Origin of the sequence: Priestia sp. LL-8, from assembly GCF_036227845.1 — a bacterium.
In the GTDB taxonomy this organism is placed as follows: Bacteria; Bacillota; Bacilli; order Bacillales; family Bacillaceae_H; genus Priestia; species Priestia zanthoxyli.
The window spans coordinates 3,745,030-3,761,786 of sequence record NZ_JAZAQH010000001.1; the positions used below are offsets into that span (position 1 = coordinate 3,745,030).

Annotated in this window: 17 protein-coding genes, 1 pseudogene and 1 other annotated feature; of the genes and pseudogenes, 3 read left to right on the plus strand and 15 right to left on the minus strand. The window is 38.6% G+C overall.

The genetic code is table 11. From position 1 onward, the window contains the following. The first annotated feature begins 78 nt into the window (after positions 1-78). Complete coding sequence (locus tag U9R83_RS19625; protein WP_043978354.1) at positions 79-660, plus strand: YitT family protein; 582 nt, start codon at positions 79-81, stop codon at positions 658-660. A gap of 37 nt (positions 661-697) precedes the next feature. Here U9R83_RS19625 and U9R83_RS19630 read toward each other — a convergent pair whose 3' ends face one another. The 7 genes from U9R83_RS19630 to U9R83_RS19660 all read right to left on the minus strand — a co-directional run bounded on the left by U9R83_RS19630 (position 698) and on the right by U9R83_RS19660 (position 8,042). Continuing rightward, entirely contained in the window at positions 698-1,666 is a 969-nt protein-coding gene (locus U9R83_RS19630) for an LCP family protein (protein WP_243549859.1), read from the minus strand. Positions 1,667-1,753: 87 nt separating this feature from the next. Continuing rightward, positions 1,754-3,676, minus strand: a complete 1,923-nt coding sequence (locus U9R83_RS19635; protein ID WP_042991954.1) for an LTA synthase family protein — start codon at positions 3,674-3,676, stop codon at positions 1,754-1,756. A gap of 406 nt (positions 3,677-4,082) precedes the next feature. After that, complete coding sequence (locus U9R83_RS19640; RefSeq protein WP_226554981.1) at positions 4,083-4,436, minus strand: cupin domain-containing protein; 354 nt, start codon at positions 4,434-4,436, stop codon at positions 4,083-4,085. Between the two features lie 44 nt (positions 4,437-4,480). Next, positions 4,481-5,380, minus strand: coding sequence for a DMT family transporter (locus U9R83_RS19645; protein WP_243549862.1), 900 nt, complete (start codon positions 5,378-5,380; stop codon positions 4,481-4,483). Positions 5,381-5,531: 151 nt separating this feature from the next. After that, positions 5,532-6,659 carry an NADH-dependent flavin oxidoreductase gene (locus U9R83_RS19650; RefSeq protein WP_115654755.1) on the minus strand — a complete coding sequence of 376 codons (1,128 nt, stop codon included), beginning with the start codon at positions 6,657-6,659 and terminating at the stop codon, positions 5,532-5,534. A gap of 194 nt (positions 6,660-6,853) precedes the next feature. Further along, positions 6,854-7,039 carry a Fur-regulated basic protein FbpA gene (locus U9R83_RS19655; RefSeq protein ID WP_033580328.1) on the minus strand — a complete coding sequence of 62 codons (186 nt, stop codon included), beginning with the start codon at positions 7,037-7,039 and terminating at the stop codon, positions 6,854-6,856. 109 nt (positions 7,040-7,148) lie between these two features. Continuing rightward, positions 7,149-8,042, minus strand: a complete 894-nt coding sequence (locus tag U9R83_RS19660; RefSeq protein ID WP_243549864.1) for a DUF4405 domain-containing protein — start codon at positions 8,040-8,042, stop codon at positions 7,149-7,151. A gap of 228 nt (positions 8,043-8,270) precedes the next feature. Then, positions 8,271-8,502 (plus strand) — a binding site (T-box leader). Positions 8,503-8,569: 67 nt separating this feature from the next. Here U9R83_RS19660 and U9R83_RS19665 point away from each other — a divergent pair. Then, positions 8,570-9,940 carry an amino acid permease gene (locus tag U9R83_RS19665; protein WP_014458625.1) on the plus strand — a complete coding sequence of 457 codons (1,371 nt, stop codon included), beginning with the start codon at positions 8,570-8,572 and terminating at the stop codon, positions 9,938-9,940. Positions 9,941-9,982: 42 nt separating this feature from the next. On the opposite strand, the gene U9R83_RS19670 is transcribed toward U9R83_RS19665, so the two are convergent. From U9R83_RS19670 to U9R83_RS19685, 4 genes are all read right to left on the minus strand, one after another. After that, a complete protein-coding gene (locus U9R83_RS19670; RefSeq protein ID WP_042991952.1) occupies positions 9,983-11,209 on the minus strand; it encodes a DUF819 family protein in 1,227 nt (408 codons plus the stop codon). Positions 11,210-11,340: 131 nt separating this feature from the next. Further along, positions 11,341-11,907, minus strand: coding sequence for a TetR/AcrR family transcriptional regulator (locus U9R83_RS19675; RefSeq protein WP_014458623.1), 567 nt, complete (start codon positions 11,905-11,907; stop codon positions 11,341-11,343). Between the two features lie 122 nt (positions 11,908-12,029). Next, a complete protein-coding gene (locus tag U9R83_RS19680) occupies positions 12,030-12,668 on the minus strand; it encodes a hypothetical protein (RefSeq protein ID WP_140451048.1) in 639 nt (212 codons plus the stop codon). Further along, positions 12,665-13,564 (minus strand): LysR family transcriptional regulator, encoded by a 900-nt coding sequence (locus tag U9R83_RS19685; protein ID WP_014458621.1) that lies wholly within the window; start codon positions 13,562-13,564, stop codon positions 12,665-12,667. The genes U9R83_RS19680 and U9R83_RS19685 overlap by 4 nt, the downstream gene beginning before the upstream one ends. A 155-nt stretch (positions 13,565-13,719) precedes the next feature. Here U9R83_RS19685 and U9R83_RS19690 point away from each other — a divergent pair, with 155 nt between their 5' ends. Further along, positions 13,720-14,469: a sulfite exporter TauE/SafE family protein gene (locus tag U9R83_RS19690; RefSeq protein WP_016765247.1), complete on the plus strand. Its 750-nt coding sequence runs from the start codon at positions 13,720-13,722 to the stop codon at positions 14,467-14,469. 21 nt (positions 14,470-14,490) lie between these two features. On the opposite strand, the gene U9R83_RS19695 is transcribed toward U9R83_RS19690, so the two are convergent. The 4 genes and pseudogenes from U9R83_RS19695 to U9R83_RS19710 all read right to left on the minus strand — a co-directional run bounded on the left by U9R83_RS19695 (position 14,491) and on the right by U9R83_RS19710 (position 16,687). Then, positions 14,491-14,985 carry a GNAT family N-acetyltransferase gene (locus U9R83_RS19695; protein WP_116739416.1) on the minus strand — a complete coding sequence of 165 codons (495 nt, stop codon included), beginning with the start codon at positions 14,983-14,985 and terminating at the stop codon, positions 14,491-14,493. A gap of 73 nt (positions 14,986-15,058) precedes the next feature. Continuing rightward, on the minus strand, positions 15,059-15,700 hold the full coding sequence (locus U9R83_RS19700) for an NAD(P)-dependent oxidoreductase (RefSeq protein ID WP_116739418.1): 642 nt from the start codon (positions 15,698-15,700) through the stop codon (positions 15,059-15,061). Between the two features lie 50 nt (positions 15,701-15,750). Continuing rightward, positions 15,751-15,948: pseudogene (locus U9R83_RS19705) on the minus strand (hypothetical protein); the annotation flags it as partial. Positions 15,949-16,024: 76 nt separating this feature from the next. Then, positions 16,025-16,687: an MgtC/SapB family protein gene (locus U9R83_RS19710; RefSeq protein ID WP_014458617.1), complete on the minus strand. Its 663-nt coding sequence runs from the start codon at positions 16,685-16,687 to the stop codon at positions 16,025-16,027. Positions 16,688-16,757: the final 70 nt, after the last annotated feature.

The following is a 16,757-nucleotide window of genomic DNA, read 5'->3' on the forward strand; positions in this document are numbered from 1 at the left end:
TCTGAAGCAGTCTTTGTGCTGAAACTCTGCTTGTCTTCATATACATATAAAGAGATTCATAGACAAGGATGAGACAGCATGTACAAAAAATTGATTGCCATAGGAATTGGCAGTGTGTTTGTTAGTATCGGAATTAATGTTTTTATTCTTCCGCTTCAGCTTGTAACAGGAGGCATTACGGGAATTAGCTTAATCCTTAATTATTTACTTGGCTATAAAGTAGGCGTTATGATTTTTTGCTTAAACTTTCCCATTTACCTTCTGGCACTAGGTTTTAACCGCTCTTATTTTTTAAATGCTATCTATGGCATGGTTCTCTCAGCCGTTATGATTGATTTGCTGTTTCCACTTCACGGGATTTTTCACCTTCCCATTATCTTAAGCGCTTGCCTTGGAGGCGTTTTTAACGGAATCGGAACCGGCATCATGCTCCGGCAGCACGCAAGTCAAGGCGGGGTCGACTTATTTTCTCTGATACTTGCGAAATGGTTATCTTTAAACCCCGGCATCATCATTTTAGTGATTGACGCATCTATTATTATTTCAGGTATTTTACTGCTTCAAAACGATACAGCTATTTATTCATTATTCATTGTTGTATGCTCCGGTATAGTGACCAGTCTCATTACGTCATTCAAGCGCATCATCGTCTATGTGTAAGGAAAAAGCCTCGAGATATCCGTCTCGAGGCTTTTCTTTATTTTTTATTTAAGAATTCTTGCAGCGCTTCTTTATTTTTATCTAAATCAATATCAAGCACCATACCAACACCGCTATACGTTTTGTTTTCAAATGATCCGTCTAATGGCAATCGCAAGCTTTGAACATCTTTCATCTTTCCTGTTACGACATCTTTAGCCAACAGCATCATGCTTTTTGTATCTAAATTTGTATCGATGTAAGGATCCATTACGCCCAGAAGCTTCGGTATTTTAAACACGCTGTTTAGGCTTGCTACTTCATCTTTGAGCTTTAAAACGACTTCTTGCTGGCGCTGAACGCGTCCAAAATCACTCATGTTATCATGGCGAAAACGTACGTAGCCAAGCAGTTGTTCACCGTGTAAAACTTGGGTGCCTTTGTGAAGCGTCATGCCAATTCCTGAAGACATATCGTGAGGCACGGTTACTTCAATGCCATCGGGCGCAATCGTATCTACAATTTTTGAAAATCCTTCAAAGTCCACAACTGCATAATAGTTAATGTCGATATCAAAATTTTGTTTGATCGTTTGACGCAGCAGCTCAGGACCTCCAAATGCGTAGGCAGCGTTCAGTTTTTGCTTGCCGTGTCCTGGAATATCCACATACATATCCCTCATAAGTGAAACAATTTTTGGATGCTTGCTTTTAGAATCGTAGTGAGCAATTAAAATAGAATCTGTACGAGAATGCTTTTCCCCGCGCGAGTCACTTCCTAACAGCAGCATATTTACTTCTCCGTTATTTGGGAGACTGCCTTGAAACTGTTCAAATGTCGTACCGTCATCTGCAAATTTACCATCGCTTGCCATCGATAGCCCTTGCCTATATTGGAAATAGCTGTATATGCCTCCAACGATAATAAAAAGAAACAACAAAGCAAAGAACACTCTGCCCCATCGAACTCTTCTTCTTCTTTTGCGTCTTGTTCGCTCCACGTTTCTGTCACCAGCTTTCTTTTTCAATGAAGTTCTCATAAAACAAGCAAGTAGCTAAGCTTTTAAAAAGCTCCTCTACTTGCTTGTTTGGATTGTATGGTGTGAAAGCTTACATTATTTTTCTGTTTCTTGGTCTTTTCCATACATGTATTTTGATGGATCGACCGGTTTAAAGTCATCTAATTTATTAAATCGTAATAAATCACCGTATAACACTTTATCAGAAAGTTCTAGTTCTCTTCCAACTTTCTTTTTATAAGCTTTCGCTTCGTCTGTTGCTGTAATTCGTTCTCCTGTGTTTGTATCGTAATACTTGCCGTCAATTGACGTGTATTTCGGAGAAACATAATCACCATTTCTAAATGCTACTACCTGATCATGGTCTTTTGATAATAAATCTGTACCGAATTGAACATACTCTTTACTGTCAATTCCCACTAAGTGAAGAAGTGTAGGCACTACATCAATTTCACCGCCGTACGTATGGTTCACTCCACCTTTTACACCTGGTACGTGAAGGAAGAACGGTACACGTTGAAGCTGAGCATTTTTATATGGCGTAATTTTCTCGCCAAGAACTTTTTCCATTGCTTTGTTATGATTTTCAGAAATACCGTAGTGGTCACCGTAAATCATAATAACTGAGTTGTCATATAAGCCTGACGCTTTTAGCTCTGTAAAGAATTCTTGAAGTGATTCATCCAAATAACGAGCCGTTTGGAAATAACGGTCTACCGTTCCATCTCCTGTGTTTGCCGGCTCAATGCTAGCATCGCCTTTATCAAGAACGAATGGGAAATGGTTTGTTAATGTAATCATATGCGCATAGAACGGCTGCTTCAATGACTGTAGCATTGGCATAGATTCTTTGAAGAATGGCTTATCTTTTAATCCATAGTTTACTTTGTTATCACCAGTCATATTGTAATAACTTGCATCAAAGAATTTATCCACACCGAACTGCTTATAAATTTCATTACGGTTCCAGAACGTTTTATAATCTCCGTGTAACACAGCACTTGTATAGCCGCCCTCTTGATCTAAGATTGCTGGCGCTGCTTGGTACGTGTTGCGGCCTTTTAAGCTAAATGCTGATCCTTGAGGCAAGCCGTATAATGACGTATCCATCATAAGCTCTGCATCAGCTGTTTTACCTTGTCCTGTTTGATGGAAGAAGTTATCAAAATACATAAATTCATTTCCATTTGCTAATGAGTTTAAAAACGGCGTTACTTCTTGCCCGTTTAACTTATAGTTAATCAGGAATGACTGAAATGATTCTAGATGAATTTTAATAATGTTTTTTCCTTTTGCTTTACCGGCATACTCAATATTTGGAGCTGCATAGTGACTTGTACTGAAGTTTTTCACTGTTGTTAAGTCATCACTGCTTGCGAATGCTCGCTGCTTTGAGTTTTGAAACGTTTGAACCGCATCATACACCGTGTAGTTGTATGCTCCTAAATATTTAACTAGGTAGTTGCGATCAAATGTTCTTGTTAATAATTCAGGGCGATCTTTTTCAGCATAGTGCAAGTTAATTGCAAAAGCGATAGCTCCTGCCGCTAACACCATGAACGTATAGCGGAATTTAAGGCGTGCTTTTGGCCATTCGATTTTTCGAACAAACAATAGCGCAATCAGTAAAATGATATCTACAAAATAGAAAATATCGTGAACTTTTACTAAGTCAGCGATACTGCCTCCTAAATGACCCACATTGCTTGTTTGCGTTAAAGTAGGCAATGTAACGAAGTCATTGAAGAATCGATAATATAAAATATTGCTGTACAAAATGACCGTCATGATTGTACTAAGGATAAGCGTCCAAACGATGGCTCTTTTTCCTTTTGCAAACAATGCTAACCCTAAAAAGATCAAAGTTGAACTAATTGGATTAATAAACAATAACGTTTTTTGCATTGAGTCACTTATATCTAAGTTGAACTCCACTTTGTAAGACATGTAAGACTTGATCCACATGAATAAAACCGCTATAAAAAAGTAAAACAACGGCTTTGAAAATAGTTTTTTCATTTTCAAATTCCTTTCACTAAAAAGTAGAGATTTCATGTTCAGCTAACCTCAGGAAAGTCCCCTACATTAAATCGTAACGGTTACGTCCTGCAAAAGATTACCTGAAAATGATTCAATTTGTCAAACAATATCATCTTCATCTCTTTTTTTAGTCATCTACAAAATTTACATTTTAACTTGTAATCTCTTATTTTTTATCATGATGTTAATATTACACAATTGTTAATTTGTAAATTTTGTTCTCCCTATATTGCATACATATTAATTTACCACATTTCTGCTCTGCAATAAAAGTATTTTTATTTTATTAGGCATAATATTTCACTTACTGAATGAAAAGGTACTATTGTACTGGACGGTATTCTTCGCTTACTGTTAGGACTAGTAAAAATAGACTTATCTATGCTTAGTCTTTATCTTCATCAACAGCTATGCGGTCTCCTTGTGCAAAGGGCTGTGAAATAACAAGAAACTCAACCTCTTCACTCGAACGATTCATCATTTGATGAAGAATGGACGGAAGCACTTCTATTCCTTCATGTGCTTTTACATCATAAATAATTCCGTCTACTTCTAGAGAAGCTGTTCCTTTTAATACAAAGAAAAATTGCTGTGCTTTTGAGTGATAATGTCTTACCTCTTCCGTATAAGGAGGCATACGCTCATGAATAATACTTACGTCTTTATTTTTCACTAGGTGCCACCCATCGCATTTTCCTCCCCACACGTAGTGTTCTGCGTTTTGCTTACTGACTTTCATGACTAGCTCCCCTTTATTTTAATGAACGAACACCTACGAAAGTTCTATATGCTTTTTTGAACTTTCGTATTGGAAATATTTTTTTTAGATGATGGTTTTCGCTTTAAGGTAAAAATCATGCCTAAAAAGATTAAAACAATGCCTGCCAGCTGAAGAATCGTTGGGAGAAATCCCGTGAACGCTGTATCTAATAAAATAGCAACGGCTGGATCTAAAAACACTAAAACCGAAATCACCTGAGTTTTTAAATAGCGCAGGCTGTCGAAAAACAAATAATACACTAAACCAGTATGTACAAAGCCCGTTACTAAAACAGCTGTCCAATTGGCCGTTGTCAGGAAATGAAAATTATTAAAATGAACAAATGGCAATAATAGAAAGATTCCTAAAAAAGTCTGAAGAAATGTAACAGCATAAGCACTCATATGAATAATTCCTTTGCCGAGCAGCGTCGTGCATGCATAAAACAAAGCGGCTAAAAGCGCCCAGAGTATTCCTGACGACATGAAGCCATCAATCGTAAGTTCCTTCACCCCAATAATCAGAAGTGTTCCCACAAAACAAATGAAAATAGACATAACGCCAAGAACCGTTAATTTCTCCTTAAAGATAAAGCTTCCCAGAAGCAATACTAAGACGGGTGCAAGATGATAAATAGAAATAGCTACCGTAACGGACATCATTTCAAATGCTTTAAATAGAAACACCCAGTTAAACACAAGAAATATTCCGCACAGTAAAATCTGCTTTATTTCTTTGGCATTCCATTTTTCTCTTTTATATTCACCCGTTACAAACCAGCACATTCCGAGAAAAAGCGTTGCACAAATACAGCGAACAAATACTAAATCGAAAGAAGGCAGTCCAGTTTGTGTGGAGAAAAAACCAATTGAACCAAAAATACTCATTGAAACCATCATCTTTACCATTGGGCCTGCTTTCATTGTTTCACCTCACTTTCAGAAAACTATTACTATTCAAACATAAAGAAGTTCATTTGTAAATTAATGGTTCAAAATCGTTATTCTATAAAAAAGCAAAAAGCGCAAAGACACGGGGGCAGTCCCATCGTCTTTGCGCTTTTCTGTCTTTCTTTTAATCTTCAACCGGGAACCAGCCTGGCGTGTTAATAACGGCTTGCCACAGCGGGTCAGGAATCACAAGCTTTTCCTGATCTTTTTTGCTTAATGTTGTCACAATTTCATTTTCGCGGCCTTCTTTGACTTTTTGAACCCAGTCTGGATCCATAATTAATTCACGGCCAATCGCAAGCAGTGGAATACCCGTTTCAAGAGCTGCTGCTGCTTCGTCTGCTGTATGAATAGAACCTACGCCCATCACAGGCACGCGACTTCCTACTCGCTCTTGAATAATTTCAATACGTGAACGAGTATCTTCCACGCCTCGGCGCGGTTTTGACCAGAATTCCATTAGCGATACGTGAAGGTAATCAAGGTCTTTTTCTGCTAGTGCATCAACTAACTTCAACGTATCAGCCATTGTAATTCCAGGCGTTTCAGGCTCTTCTGGCGAGAAGCGATAGCCTACTAAAAATGGCTCTTTTGCATGTTTAGAAACGGCTTGTTTTACTTCGTCTACGATTGCTAGTGGGAATGTTAAACGTTTTTCTACGCTGCCACCCCATTTATCTTCGCGACGATTAGAATGTGGAGAAAAGAACTGCTGAATTAAATAATTATTTGCTCCGTGAATTTCCACTCCGTCAAATCCTGCTTCAATGGCACGGCGCGTCATTTCACCAAAATCGTGGATAATGCCTTCGATTTCTTCATTTGTTAACTCTCGAGGCACCGGTGCTCCTTCTTGTTCTGCGGCAACAGCGCTTGCGCTAACAATATCCCCATTTGGAACAAGCTCAGGCGGGCACATGCGGCCTCCGTGGAAAATTTGAAGAACTGCTTTTGCCCCTTGATCTTTAATTGCTGTTGCTAAACGGCTCAGGCTAGGAATCATTTCATCGCTGTCTGCAGCAAACTCTCCGTGAAATCCTTTTCCATTCGGCGTTCCGTATGTACATGCTGTAATGACCATGCTAACACCTTTTGAACGTCGTACATAGTAGTCTACTTCTGCATTTGATACTGTTCCATCTTCATTTGATGAAAAATTTGTCATAGGCGCAAGAATAACGCGGTTATCTAATTTGATGCCATTTGAAAAAGTAAATGGCTGTAAAAGCGGCTCATACTTTTTATTTGTCATTTTATTTCCCTCCAAAAATGATACGGTCAAAAATAGTGGCATATTATAGGTAGAAACTATTTCCTTCCTATAATATGTGTCATTTAAAACTGTAACTTTAAAATATACTGTGATTTTAATCTGTACAGTTTTGCCTGTCAAAGAATAAGACTTTCTCATATAAAAAAAGCACTCATACACTGAGTGCTTTTTTATCATTGCGAAAGAGGTTCCTGATTATACATAAATGATTTTACTTTTACATATTGAGCTTCTAACTCTTGAAGTGTCAGTTCGTATAGGTGCCGATTTCCTTTTTTATAAATACCAAAATTTAATAGCGCATTAATAAACCAATTTTTCTTATGTTCCGTTTCAGGCTGTGTGTGTTGTTTCACGATTTCCACCACCTAAGTTTATCTCATTTTAATTTTGCAAAGCATTCGCTTTTACATAAATGATTTTACTTCTGTACAATGAAAAAACGGTGAAATAGAAAGATTTTTTATTTTAAATTTCCGCAACAGGACCCGTTATTTTTTTACGTCTCTTCACACCTGTTAATATTTTTTCAATATAATAAATAACAATAATAAAAACTGACATAATAGCAAAATAAGTACCGATTACAACAAAAGGATTTGGACTTTCAAAACCGCCTTCTTTTCCTTTCATCCCTCTTTCAAAACCTCCGCCATCGTGATCAAAGTTTGGACGTTCGTGACCAGCAGATGCCGTCGCAGAAGATTTGTTCTCGCTAAATGAATGGCGATCAAAATCCGGCTTCCCACCGCCTTTTTGCGGCATATCTGAGGAACTTACATTCAGCACTCTCGCTACTCCTCCAAGTTTTCCAAGAAAACCCGTTTCATTTATTTCGTATATGCCAATGACTAACAGCGCAGCGGTTGTGAGCTTAGCTGCTATGCTCAAGCTTTTCTTTGACTTTTTGAATTTCGTCATATTTTTACATACATTTATAACCCATTGCCAATGAAGACCTATGTGAGCGGCTACTAAAATTAACACTAAAAATGATACGGAAATATGTGAAACCTTAAACCACTGTTCGTTCCCAACATTAATATTTGGAAATACTACTCTTGAAATAAAAATACCGCTAATCATAATAAATGACATCGTAATCAACAGCATGATATTTAAAAAGTAACCGAACTTTGTTCTGCGCGGAAGCTTTCGATCAAATAATTTAACCGTAACTTTCTTTACCCACTGCCAGTTTAATAGCACATGGGTAAAAAAGGCGACGGCAATCGCTAGCCCCGCAATTTCATGAAACGTTAACCCTCCCAATACTTGCTTGTTAAAAAACAAAACAAACGTAACGGCCATTAAAAGATCCAGTCCAAACCGGACGTACATCATCTTTTTCACTCTATTCATTCTCCTCACCTATGTATTTGTCAAAACAACTCCTTTTTCATATTTCTTAATGTAAGCAGAGTTGGTGAAAATTAGGTGAAACGACTGATTTTTTTACCAAAATAACCAGTCCTGAGTTCTATAAAAGTAGAGTGAAATCATTTTTACTTTTTCAAAAATAGCTGTTGACAAAAAAAAAAGAAGCACGTATAGTAATGGTTATTCATCAAGAACTTTCAGATTTTAATCAAAAACACAGCGATTGGGAGTAGTAAAAGCTTATTATTCGGTCAAGAGAGCTACGGGTTGGTGTAACGTAGTCCAATAATACTTTGAACTCGCCCAGGAGTGGTAATTCAGAAAGAATGCAGAAGTGTTCTCTAAGTTTTAACGTCTAACCTTCGTTATCAGGTTTTAAGCAGGGTTCTTTAAGAGCCAACAAGAGTGGTACCGCGGTTAGCTAAAGCTTATCGTCTCTTCTCTCATTTGATAATGAGGTAGGAGACGATAAGCTTTTTTTATTTTATAAAAAAGTGGAGGGAAAAGTCATGAAGAAGGACAACCAAGGTTTGCAGCGAACAATGACTTCACGTCATATTATGATGATGGCGCTAGGTGGAGCAATTGGCGCTGGTTTATTTAAAGGAAGCAGCTCAGCTATTGATATGGCAGGACCATCAGTTATCATTGCCTATTTAATTGGCGGAATTATTTTACTATTCATCATGCAAGGTCTTGCTGAAATGGCGGTTCGAAATAGTGAAGCACGAACGTTTCGTGATTTAGTTCAGTCGATTTTAGGAAGCTATCCCGCATACTTTTTGGACTGGATTTACTGGAAAATGTGGGTGTTAAACATTGCAGCTGAAGCCGTTGTAGCCGCTATTTTTATTCAGTACTGGCTTCCTGATTATCCAATTTGGATGCTTGCTTTAGGTGTATCCGTTATTGTCACAGTCATTAATTTGCTTTCAGTTAAAGCATTTGCTGAAACGGAATACTGGTTAGCTTTGATTAAAATTACGGTTATTGTGATCTTTATCATCGCTGGACTTCTGTTACTATTTGTATCATTTGGTCACCATACCGCATCGGGTTTTTCAAATTTAAGCGATCACGGCGGTTTCTTCCCTAAAGGACCAACTGGGTTAATTACGGCGATGCTAGTTGTCATCTACTCTTACGGTGGAACTGAAATCATCGGGGTAACGCTAGCTGAAACAAAAAACCCTGAAAAAGTAGTACCTAAAGCCGTGCGCAGCACATTAACGCGCATCATTGCTTTTTATCTGTTCCCGTTTTTTATCATCGTGAGCTTAATTCCGTGGAATGAAGTGAACGGCGTTTCTCAAAGTCCTTTTGTGATGGTATTTAAAATGATCGGAATTCCCGGAGCAGATCATATTATGAATGCCGTGATCTTGCTAGCCGTTATTTCTTCCATGAACTCAGGACTTTACGGTTCATCACGTATTTTATATACGCAAGCAGTAGACGGTCGAGTGCCAAAGATATTTTCAAAACTTTCTGTTAACAAAGTTCCTGTCTATGCAATTTTAATGTGTACATCATCCCTTTATGTCGGCGTGTTGATTTCTTTGTTTGCAGGAAGTAAAACATTTGATTATTTGATGGGATCCCTAGGATATACGGTATTGTTTATTTGGTTGATTATTGCGATCGCACACTTAAAATCCCGCAAAGTTCAGCCAGAAGCACCGAGCAGCTACTCTGTTAAATGGTTTCCTTATACGACGTGGGCTGCCCTAATTGCACTAAGCGCTATTTTAATTGGTGTTATCTGCACAACCTCCGTTGTTATTACGACTATTACACTAGCTATCTATTTATTTATTACAGCTACGTATATCTTTAAAGGCCGCTTTTATCGATCATCAGTAGTCAAGCACGCTAAATAAAAAAACGCCTCCTTTGAGTCATCAGAGGAGGCGTTTTTTTATTTAAAATGTTAAGTACCAATAGCCAAGTGCAAAGCCGATATAGTTACCAATAATATAGCCAAGCGTTCCTACTACCAAGATAGGACCAACCAAACCTCCCCATCCTTTAGCAATCGCCATTGCACTTGCTGTCGTAGGTCCCCCTACCGTTGCATTGCTCGCCAGTAAAATATGCTCTAAATCAATTTTAAATACTTTTCCTAAAAGCAGTCCCACTATCAAATTACTCATCCCCACAATGAGCACAAATAGAATCAAAAGAGGTGCTTTTTCAACAATTAATGGAATGGACGCCGGCACTCCAATGACAACAAAGAAAATATAAATGAAGTATGTGCCGATTTCTTGGCTTCCGCTAATGTTTTTAAAATACGAAGGAAACAGATAAATGACAAGAAACGTAAGTGTGGAAAGCAATAAGTATTTTTCGCTCAAAATAGTATGTAATAACGTTTGAACTACGGAAGCATTTGGACCGGCTGGAATGATTGTTCCAAACCATTCGGCTAATTTAAAAGATACAACCACTAGAAAAAATGATGTACCAATGGAAGCCGCCACGTCTTTTAACGAAATTTCTTTTTTTGCCCAATATTTTTCTGCAAGCGTATGACGATCATTTTCTCCATATTGCCCGGCCTCTACTTCTTGAATATGAGGCGTCTTAAAATGTTTCCTAAAAAACTTCATAGAAGGAACAAACATATACACGGCAAACAGTAAAGCCATGACCATATTATCAGCAACCACCGTCGCGGAAACCATTTGACTTGATGGTTCAAATTTGGCCGTAACGGTAGCAAAGTTAACCCCTCCACCTACATAAGAAGCGCCAATAGCAGCTGCAATTTTTGCTAGTTCAGGAATATAATCTTTTAACAACAAGAAGCCTGCTGTGCTCCCTATGACCGTTCCTACTGCACAGATTAAGAAAATAAAAAGCAGTTTCCGGCTTTCTTGAAATAATTCTTTCATATTGACTTGAAATAACAATAATGGAATGGCAAGCGGTACTAGATACGCCCAAACCGCATCATAGACCGGAGACTCTGTTGGAATAATTTTTAAATTTGATAGGATAAGCGCTCCTGCTAGCGCAATAATAGCTCCTGACAGAAAAGAAGCCCACTTATACTTTTGTTCGAGAAAAATACTAACAGAAGCCCAAATCGCTAGAATTCCCCATAGTGCCCACGTATCATCAGCTTGAATAATAGTAAAAATCACAAGCTACTCCTTTCTTTCTCTTTTTAAGAAATAGAATTTTCAGAAAATATACCTTTAAATTTTATCAATATATGCCAAATTCCGTCAATCCATAAAAAAAAGCTTTCCACTCTAAAAGTGAAAAGCTTTTTTTATTTGCGAATCAGAACCGGAATCTGCTGCTGAATCTGCTGCAAAGGAGCGCTTGTTTTTTCTGTTAACGAACGCAAAATACCGCCTTCTATCAGACAGTTGATTACAACTGCAAGCTCTCCTGCTTGCTTCTCTTGAAATCCGCTCTCTATCATTTTTTCTCTAAAAAGTTTTTCCCAATCTTGAAACGCTGCGTAGCAGACTTCGCGCAGCGGTTCATTAATAAGCGCCGTTTCTCCAGCCAGCAGTCCAACAGGCATACCAGCAATACTTTCTTCGTGTTCAAACTGCTTGGACAATTCTTCAATAAAATACTGAATAGCCTGCGCTGGGTCAGAAGATTTATTTAAACTTTCTCTAATTTGAACTTGGACGTATTTATTCGTATATTGAACAGCGTGAATCGCCAGTTCTTCTTTTCCTTTTGGAAAATAATAATAAAGAGACCCTTTTGGCGACCCACTCTCTTTAATAATTTGATTTAATCCTGTTGCATGATAGCCTTGCAGCTGAAAAAGCCGCGATGCTGTTTCTAAAATCTTATCGCGTGCATTTGCTTTCTTCACAAAACGATGCCTCCCCTATATAATAAGTGGTTTCTATAACACTACTTATCATATAGGGAAATGAAATTTTTGTCAAAATAAAGTGAATATTTTACCATTTATTTTTTTCTTTCTTTCATTTCTTATGACCTAATAATTATTTTTCTTACTTCTTCCGCTAACGGTTGAAGAGGCGTAATAATACGGTCGCTTACCTCCGCCGCTGCTTCTACCATCGAGAGCTGCGCCACTGAAACAACAGTGTTATGCTCTTTTATTAGCTCATGCAAGACATGTTTCACCTTCTGTTTATACTTCTCTAGGTTTCCAGTCATTACTAGTTCAAAAGCACCTTCTATCACAACAGGGCGAACCTTTATCTTTACATTTTGATAACATGCAAATTCGTCTAGGCGCTTCATTGTTCCCTCTACGGTCTCCGGATTTGTAAACACGATAAGCTGCGGTTCTTCTATTTCACATATTCGGCGAAAATAAGGCTCATCAATTTTCACAATTGGAATATCGCTTGTAAATGCTTCTGGTAAAAGAGCAATGTAGTTCGTACACGTGAGTAAAATGGCATCCGCTGAACATTCTTCCATCCACTTTAACTGCTTCTCTACTTTTACAGCTGCTGACTCCGCTGCCAACTTAGGGTCGGTTGTTACCCGATGTACAAGTCCAGGGTCTACGAAATGCATACAGTTCGCAAACGGCAGCGCTTTTTCTATATAAGAGATGTTCGAATGATGAGCGTGCAGGCAAGCAATTTTCTTCATCGTTTTCCTCCCGTATGATGGTCTTTGAAATACTGAATTAAAAATTCCTGGAACCTTTTCGCAACAGGAGTTAAATATTTATCCTTGTTCCACGCAATCCCAATTACCCTTGAAGCTGAGTCTTCTTTGAGCTTTATTTTTTTAATGCCTCGCAAGTCTACTCCCTTTATTTCAGGAAGCAAGGCAACCCCTAAATGAGCCGCTACAAAACCAATCACCGTTAAAAATTCTTCTCCTTCAAACGTAATATTTGGAATAATCTCGGCCTCTTCAAACAGCTGATCAAAAATTGTTCGGCTTCCATATCCTTTTTTTAACGCGATAAACGATTCATGAGCCAACTCCGAAATCGAAAGCACTTGCCTTGAGGCAAAAGAATGCGTATCAGGGACATACGCGTAAAGCTCGTCTTTCCATAAATATTCCCACTGAATTCCTGACCTAGATTCCGTTACAGAAGACATACAAAAATCAATTTCCCCCGTTTGAAGCTGATCGAGCATGATGTTCGTGGCGTTCTCAAAAATTTGAAATTGAACGTTCGGATACTCTTGTAAAAAAGCATGAACTAGTTTTGGGACGGACGAAGCGCCTAATGATTTTAAAAAAGCAAACGAAATACTGCCGCGGTGAGGATGAATCAAATCCGAAAGCTCACGTTTCGCTTCTTCCATTTCGTTTAATACTTTGGCCGTTCGTTCGTAAAAAAGCCGTCCGTATCGATTTAAAATAACTTGCCTTCCTTTTCGTTCAAATAGCGGCACGCCAAGCTCTGATTCTAATTTAGAAATTGAGCGGCTGAGCGTAGGCTGTGCGATTGATAATTTTTCTGCGGCCTTTGTGAAATGTTCCGTTTGAGCTACAACATTAAAATATTCGAGCTGCTGCCATTCCATTTTTTCACATCCTTTGCTTATTACATAATACTATCAATTTCATATAAATTATACATTGGACGTCATAAAAAATTCATGTTTAAATGAAGAACGTAGCACTTGCTAAAAATGTTATGTGTCTGCATAGAATAAGTGTTGAAAGAAGGAATTAGTTTATGGATGTTTCAATTGTTTTAACAATGTTAGCCGTCGGACTGATCTTAGGATTTGTCGGAGCAGGCGGATCAGGTTTTATTATTTCAATTTTAACGCTGCTGTACGGCGTATCTGTACACGTTGCTCTTGCAACCGCTCTTACCGCAATGATTTTCTCTTCTTTATCTGGCGCAGTCAGTCATTACCGCGAAGGTAACGTATCTTTAAAATCCGGTATCTCTGTTGGTATCCTCGGTGCATTAGGCGCTTGGATTGGGTCTAATCTTTCATCCTTTATCCCAGAAGGCGAGCTAAAATGGTTAACAGCCGGCATGCTTTTACTATCTGGTGTTTTGCTTTGGCTACGAATGTTCTTATTTTCCCGTCAGCAAAAAGAACGTACTGTTCCAACAGGAGCTAAATTTGTCGTCTACTCTTTACTAATTGGCTTAATTACCGGCGCTCTGTCCGGAATGTTTGGAATTGGATCAACTCCATTTATCCAGCTTGGCCTTATGATGGTGTTAGGCTTGTCTATTCGCCAGTCGGCCGGAACGACAATGCTCGTTATTATTCCAATTGCCATCGGCGGAGGAATGGGCTATTATCAGCAGGGCTTTTTAGATATTCCACTGTTGATCCAAGTAGTAGTCGGCACAATGGTCGGTTCATATATTGGAGCAAAATTCACAAATCGCGTCCCTGCTCCCGTATTAAAAACGTCACTTGTAGCACTGCCTATTTGCTCTAGCTTCCTACTTGTTATATAAGAAAAAAGCTTGAACTTTTGTTCAAGCTTTTTTTATGTCCATCTGATAAACAAACTGCTTTCCTTGGCTTCCAAAAATATGCCGGTTTGTATCAACAAAGCCGCTTCGTTTATACAGATGCTGCGCCGCCGTGTTTTTATGGTTCACCCCTAGCACCACTTCATTTTTAGTCGGAAAGTGCTTTTTGATAAAAGAAGGAAGAAGCTTTAATGACTTTTTTCCAATCCCATTTCCTTGATAATCAGGATGAATGGAATACGACCGTATTAAAAGCGCGCCGGAGCTCTCGGTATATTCTTTAACGGCTTCCCCTGCGTCGAGCACGAAAAAGCCGGCTAGTTTGTTTTCTGCCACAATCAAAACGGGCGTTCTGTCTCTTTCCTGCTCACACCTAGCTAAGGCTTCAGCGGGAAGTGCTGTATAAATGAGCTGCTCTTCAGGCAGCGTATAGCTATGTATAGATGACTCGTAGGCTTCACTATAAAACGTTAGTGCTACGTTTTCTTTATTCTCCATTTTCTGCTGGACTCCTTTTCTTTTTCCATAGTATATCATGCACAAAAAAAAGCCGCATAAAGCGGCTTTTCTTTTATCTAGCGTCGGATACAACGGTAAAGCGTTCGTTTACATGCTCTCCTCGCTCAATTTCATCAATGACTGCAATCGCGTAATCAGCATAGCTAACATGGCTGTTTCCTTCTGAGTTTAAAATAACATGATCTTTCCCTGTTTTATAAGCATCCGTTCGTTTTCCTGAAGGATTAAAAAATGCTGCTGGGCTAATAAACGTCCAATTAATATCGCTTGTACTTTCTAAGTCTTTTAAATTTTGAGCTTGGTTGTCAGCTGTCGCTTTATACTCTTTTGGAAAATCAGGCGTATCTGCTAGACGCGTCGTTTTCTCCTCATCAACAAACAAACTGCCTGCTCCTCCTACAACAAGAAGACGAACGTCCGGAGCTTGTTTAAATACATGAATTAACGACTGCCCCGCTTCTACATGCAGATGTTCTTTTCCTTCAGGAGCTCCAAACGCATTCACTACTGCATCCAAGCCTTCGATATCTTTTGCCGTGATATTGAAGATGTCTTTTTCCAGTGTTCGAACATCTCGTTCATCTACTTTGCTCGCATCACGTACAATTGCCGTTACATCATGCCCGCGGTTTAAAGCTTCTTTCACGATAAAACTTCCTGCTTTTCCTGTAGCACCTACAACTCCAATTTTCATTTTATAACCTCCAGTAAAATTCTCTATATTTAGGTAATAGCCTTTTTTTGCTATGATAAAACACAGCAAAACGGTTTAAGCAAGATAGAGAGAACAAATTGGATAAATGAGTTAGTATGGATTACTTTTAACACCGCGGTTGATTTCCGTGCAAGGCTTCGCTTTCCGCGGGCGGCTGCTGAGCCTCCTCGTCACTTACGCTCCTGTGGGGTCTCACCTGTTCCGCTTTTCCCGCAGGAGTCTTCGCCTTACCCTCCAATCAACCGCTAGAAGCACCTACATACACGAAATCTACCATTCTCTTTTGAAAAAATAAATGAGTGCTTATTCAATTTCAATAAATAACACGTGAGCCATAGAGTGAATCGATTTAATCAATTCTATTTTATTTCGTTTCTTTTTTGCCTTTCCTTTTATTTCAACGAAATAAAACAGTTCTCCTTGATGATGATCTTGGTGAATTTCATAGGATGAAATCATAATATTTTCTTTTTCAATCTTATCAAGCAGCTCATAAATATTCTCTTGATCCGCTGCACCAAACTTAATTAAAAGGGAATGAGTAGAAAGAGATGTAAACATGACGTTCAATATTTCTAAGCCAATCAGCACCAGTACAGTTGCACTAATGCCGACTGTATACATACCCGCCCCAATGGTTAAACCAATTCCCGAAGTGGCCCATACGCCTGCGGCTGTGGTGAGCCCTCTAATATGCTGCTTTTGAATAATAATCATACCTGCTCCTAAAAAACCAATACCACTTACTACTTGAGCTGCAATCCGGCTGGGATCAAGAGCCATATGATCTTGATGAAGCACGTCTGAAAAGCCGTATTTCGAAATTAACATAATCAGCGTGCTGCCGACAGCAACTAAAAAATGAGTGCGGAAACCCGCTTCTTTAGCTCTAAACTCTCTTTCTAAACCAACTAAAGCTCCTAAAAAACCTGATAGCGCGAGACGACTAATAAAAGCTGCGGTCACTTTTTTCCCTCCTTTCTCTTCACTTTTTCATAAATGCACCTATTAACTATTTCTATTTTTGTTATAATTT

Coding starts and splice junctions, on each gene's coding strand:
- U9R83_RS19625 (WP_043978354.1), top strand. CDS start 79: ATGTACAAAAAATTGATTGCCATAGGAATTGGCAGTGTGTTTGTTAGT.
- U9R83_RS19635 (WP_042991954.1), bottom strand. CDS start 3,676: ATGAAAAAACTATTTTCAAAGCCGTTGTTTTACTTTTTTATAGCGGTT.
- U9R83_RS19640 (WP_226554981.1), bottom strand. CDS start 4,436: ATGAAAGTCAGTAAGCAAAACGCAGAACACTACGTGTGGGGAGGAAAA.
- U9R83_RS19645 (WP_243549862.1), bottom strand. CDS start 5,380: ATGAAAGCAGGCCCAATGGTAAAGATGATGGTTTCAATGAGTATTTTT.
- U9R83_RS19650 (WP_115654755.1), bottom strand. CDS start 6,659: ATGACAAATAAAAAGTATGAGCCGCTTTTACAGCCATTTACTTTTTCA.
- U9R83_RS19660 (WP_243549864.1), bottom strand. CDS start 8,042: ATGAATAGAGTGAAAAAGATGATGTACGTCCGGTTTGGACTGGATCTT.
- U9R83_RS19665 (WP_014458625.1), top strand. CDS start 8,570: ATGAAGAAGGACAACCAAGGTTTGCAGCGAACAATGACTTCACGTCAT.
- U9R83_RS19680 (WP_140451048.1), bottom strand. CDS start 12,668: ATGAAGAAAATTGCTTGCCTGCACGCTCATCATTCGAACATCTCTTAT.
- U9R83_RS19685 (WP_014458621.1), bottom strand. CDS start 13,564: ATGGAATGGCAGCAGCTCGAATATTTTAATGTTGTAGCTCAAACGGAA.
- U9R83_RS19690 (WP_016765247.1), top strand. CDS start 13,720: ATGGATGTTTCAATTGTTTTAACAATGTTAGCCGTCGGACTGATCTTA.
- U9R83_RS19695 (WP_116739416.1), bottom strand. CDS start 14,985: ATGGAGAATAAAGAAAACGTAGCACTAACGTTTTATAGTGAAGCCTAC.
- U9R83_RS19700 (WP_116739418.1), bottom strand. CDS start 15,700: ATGAAAATTGGAGTTGTAGGTGCTACAGGAAAAGCAGGAAGTTTTATC.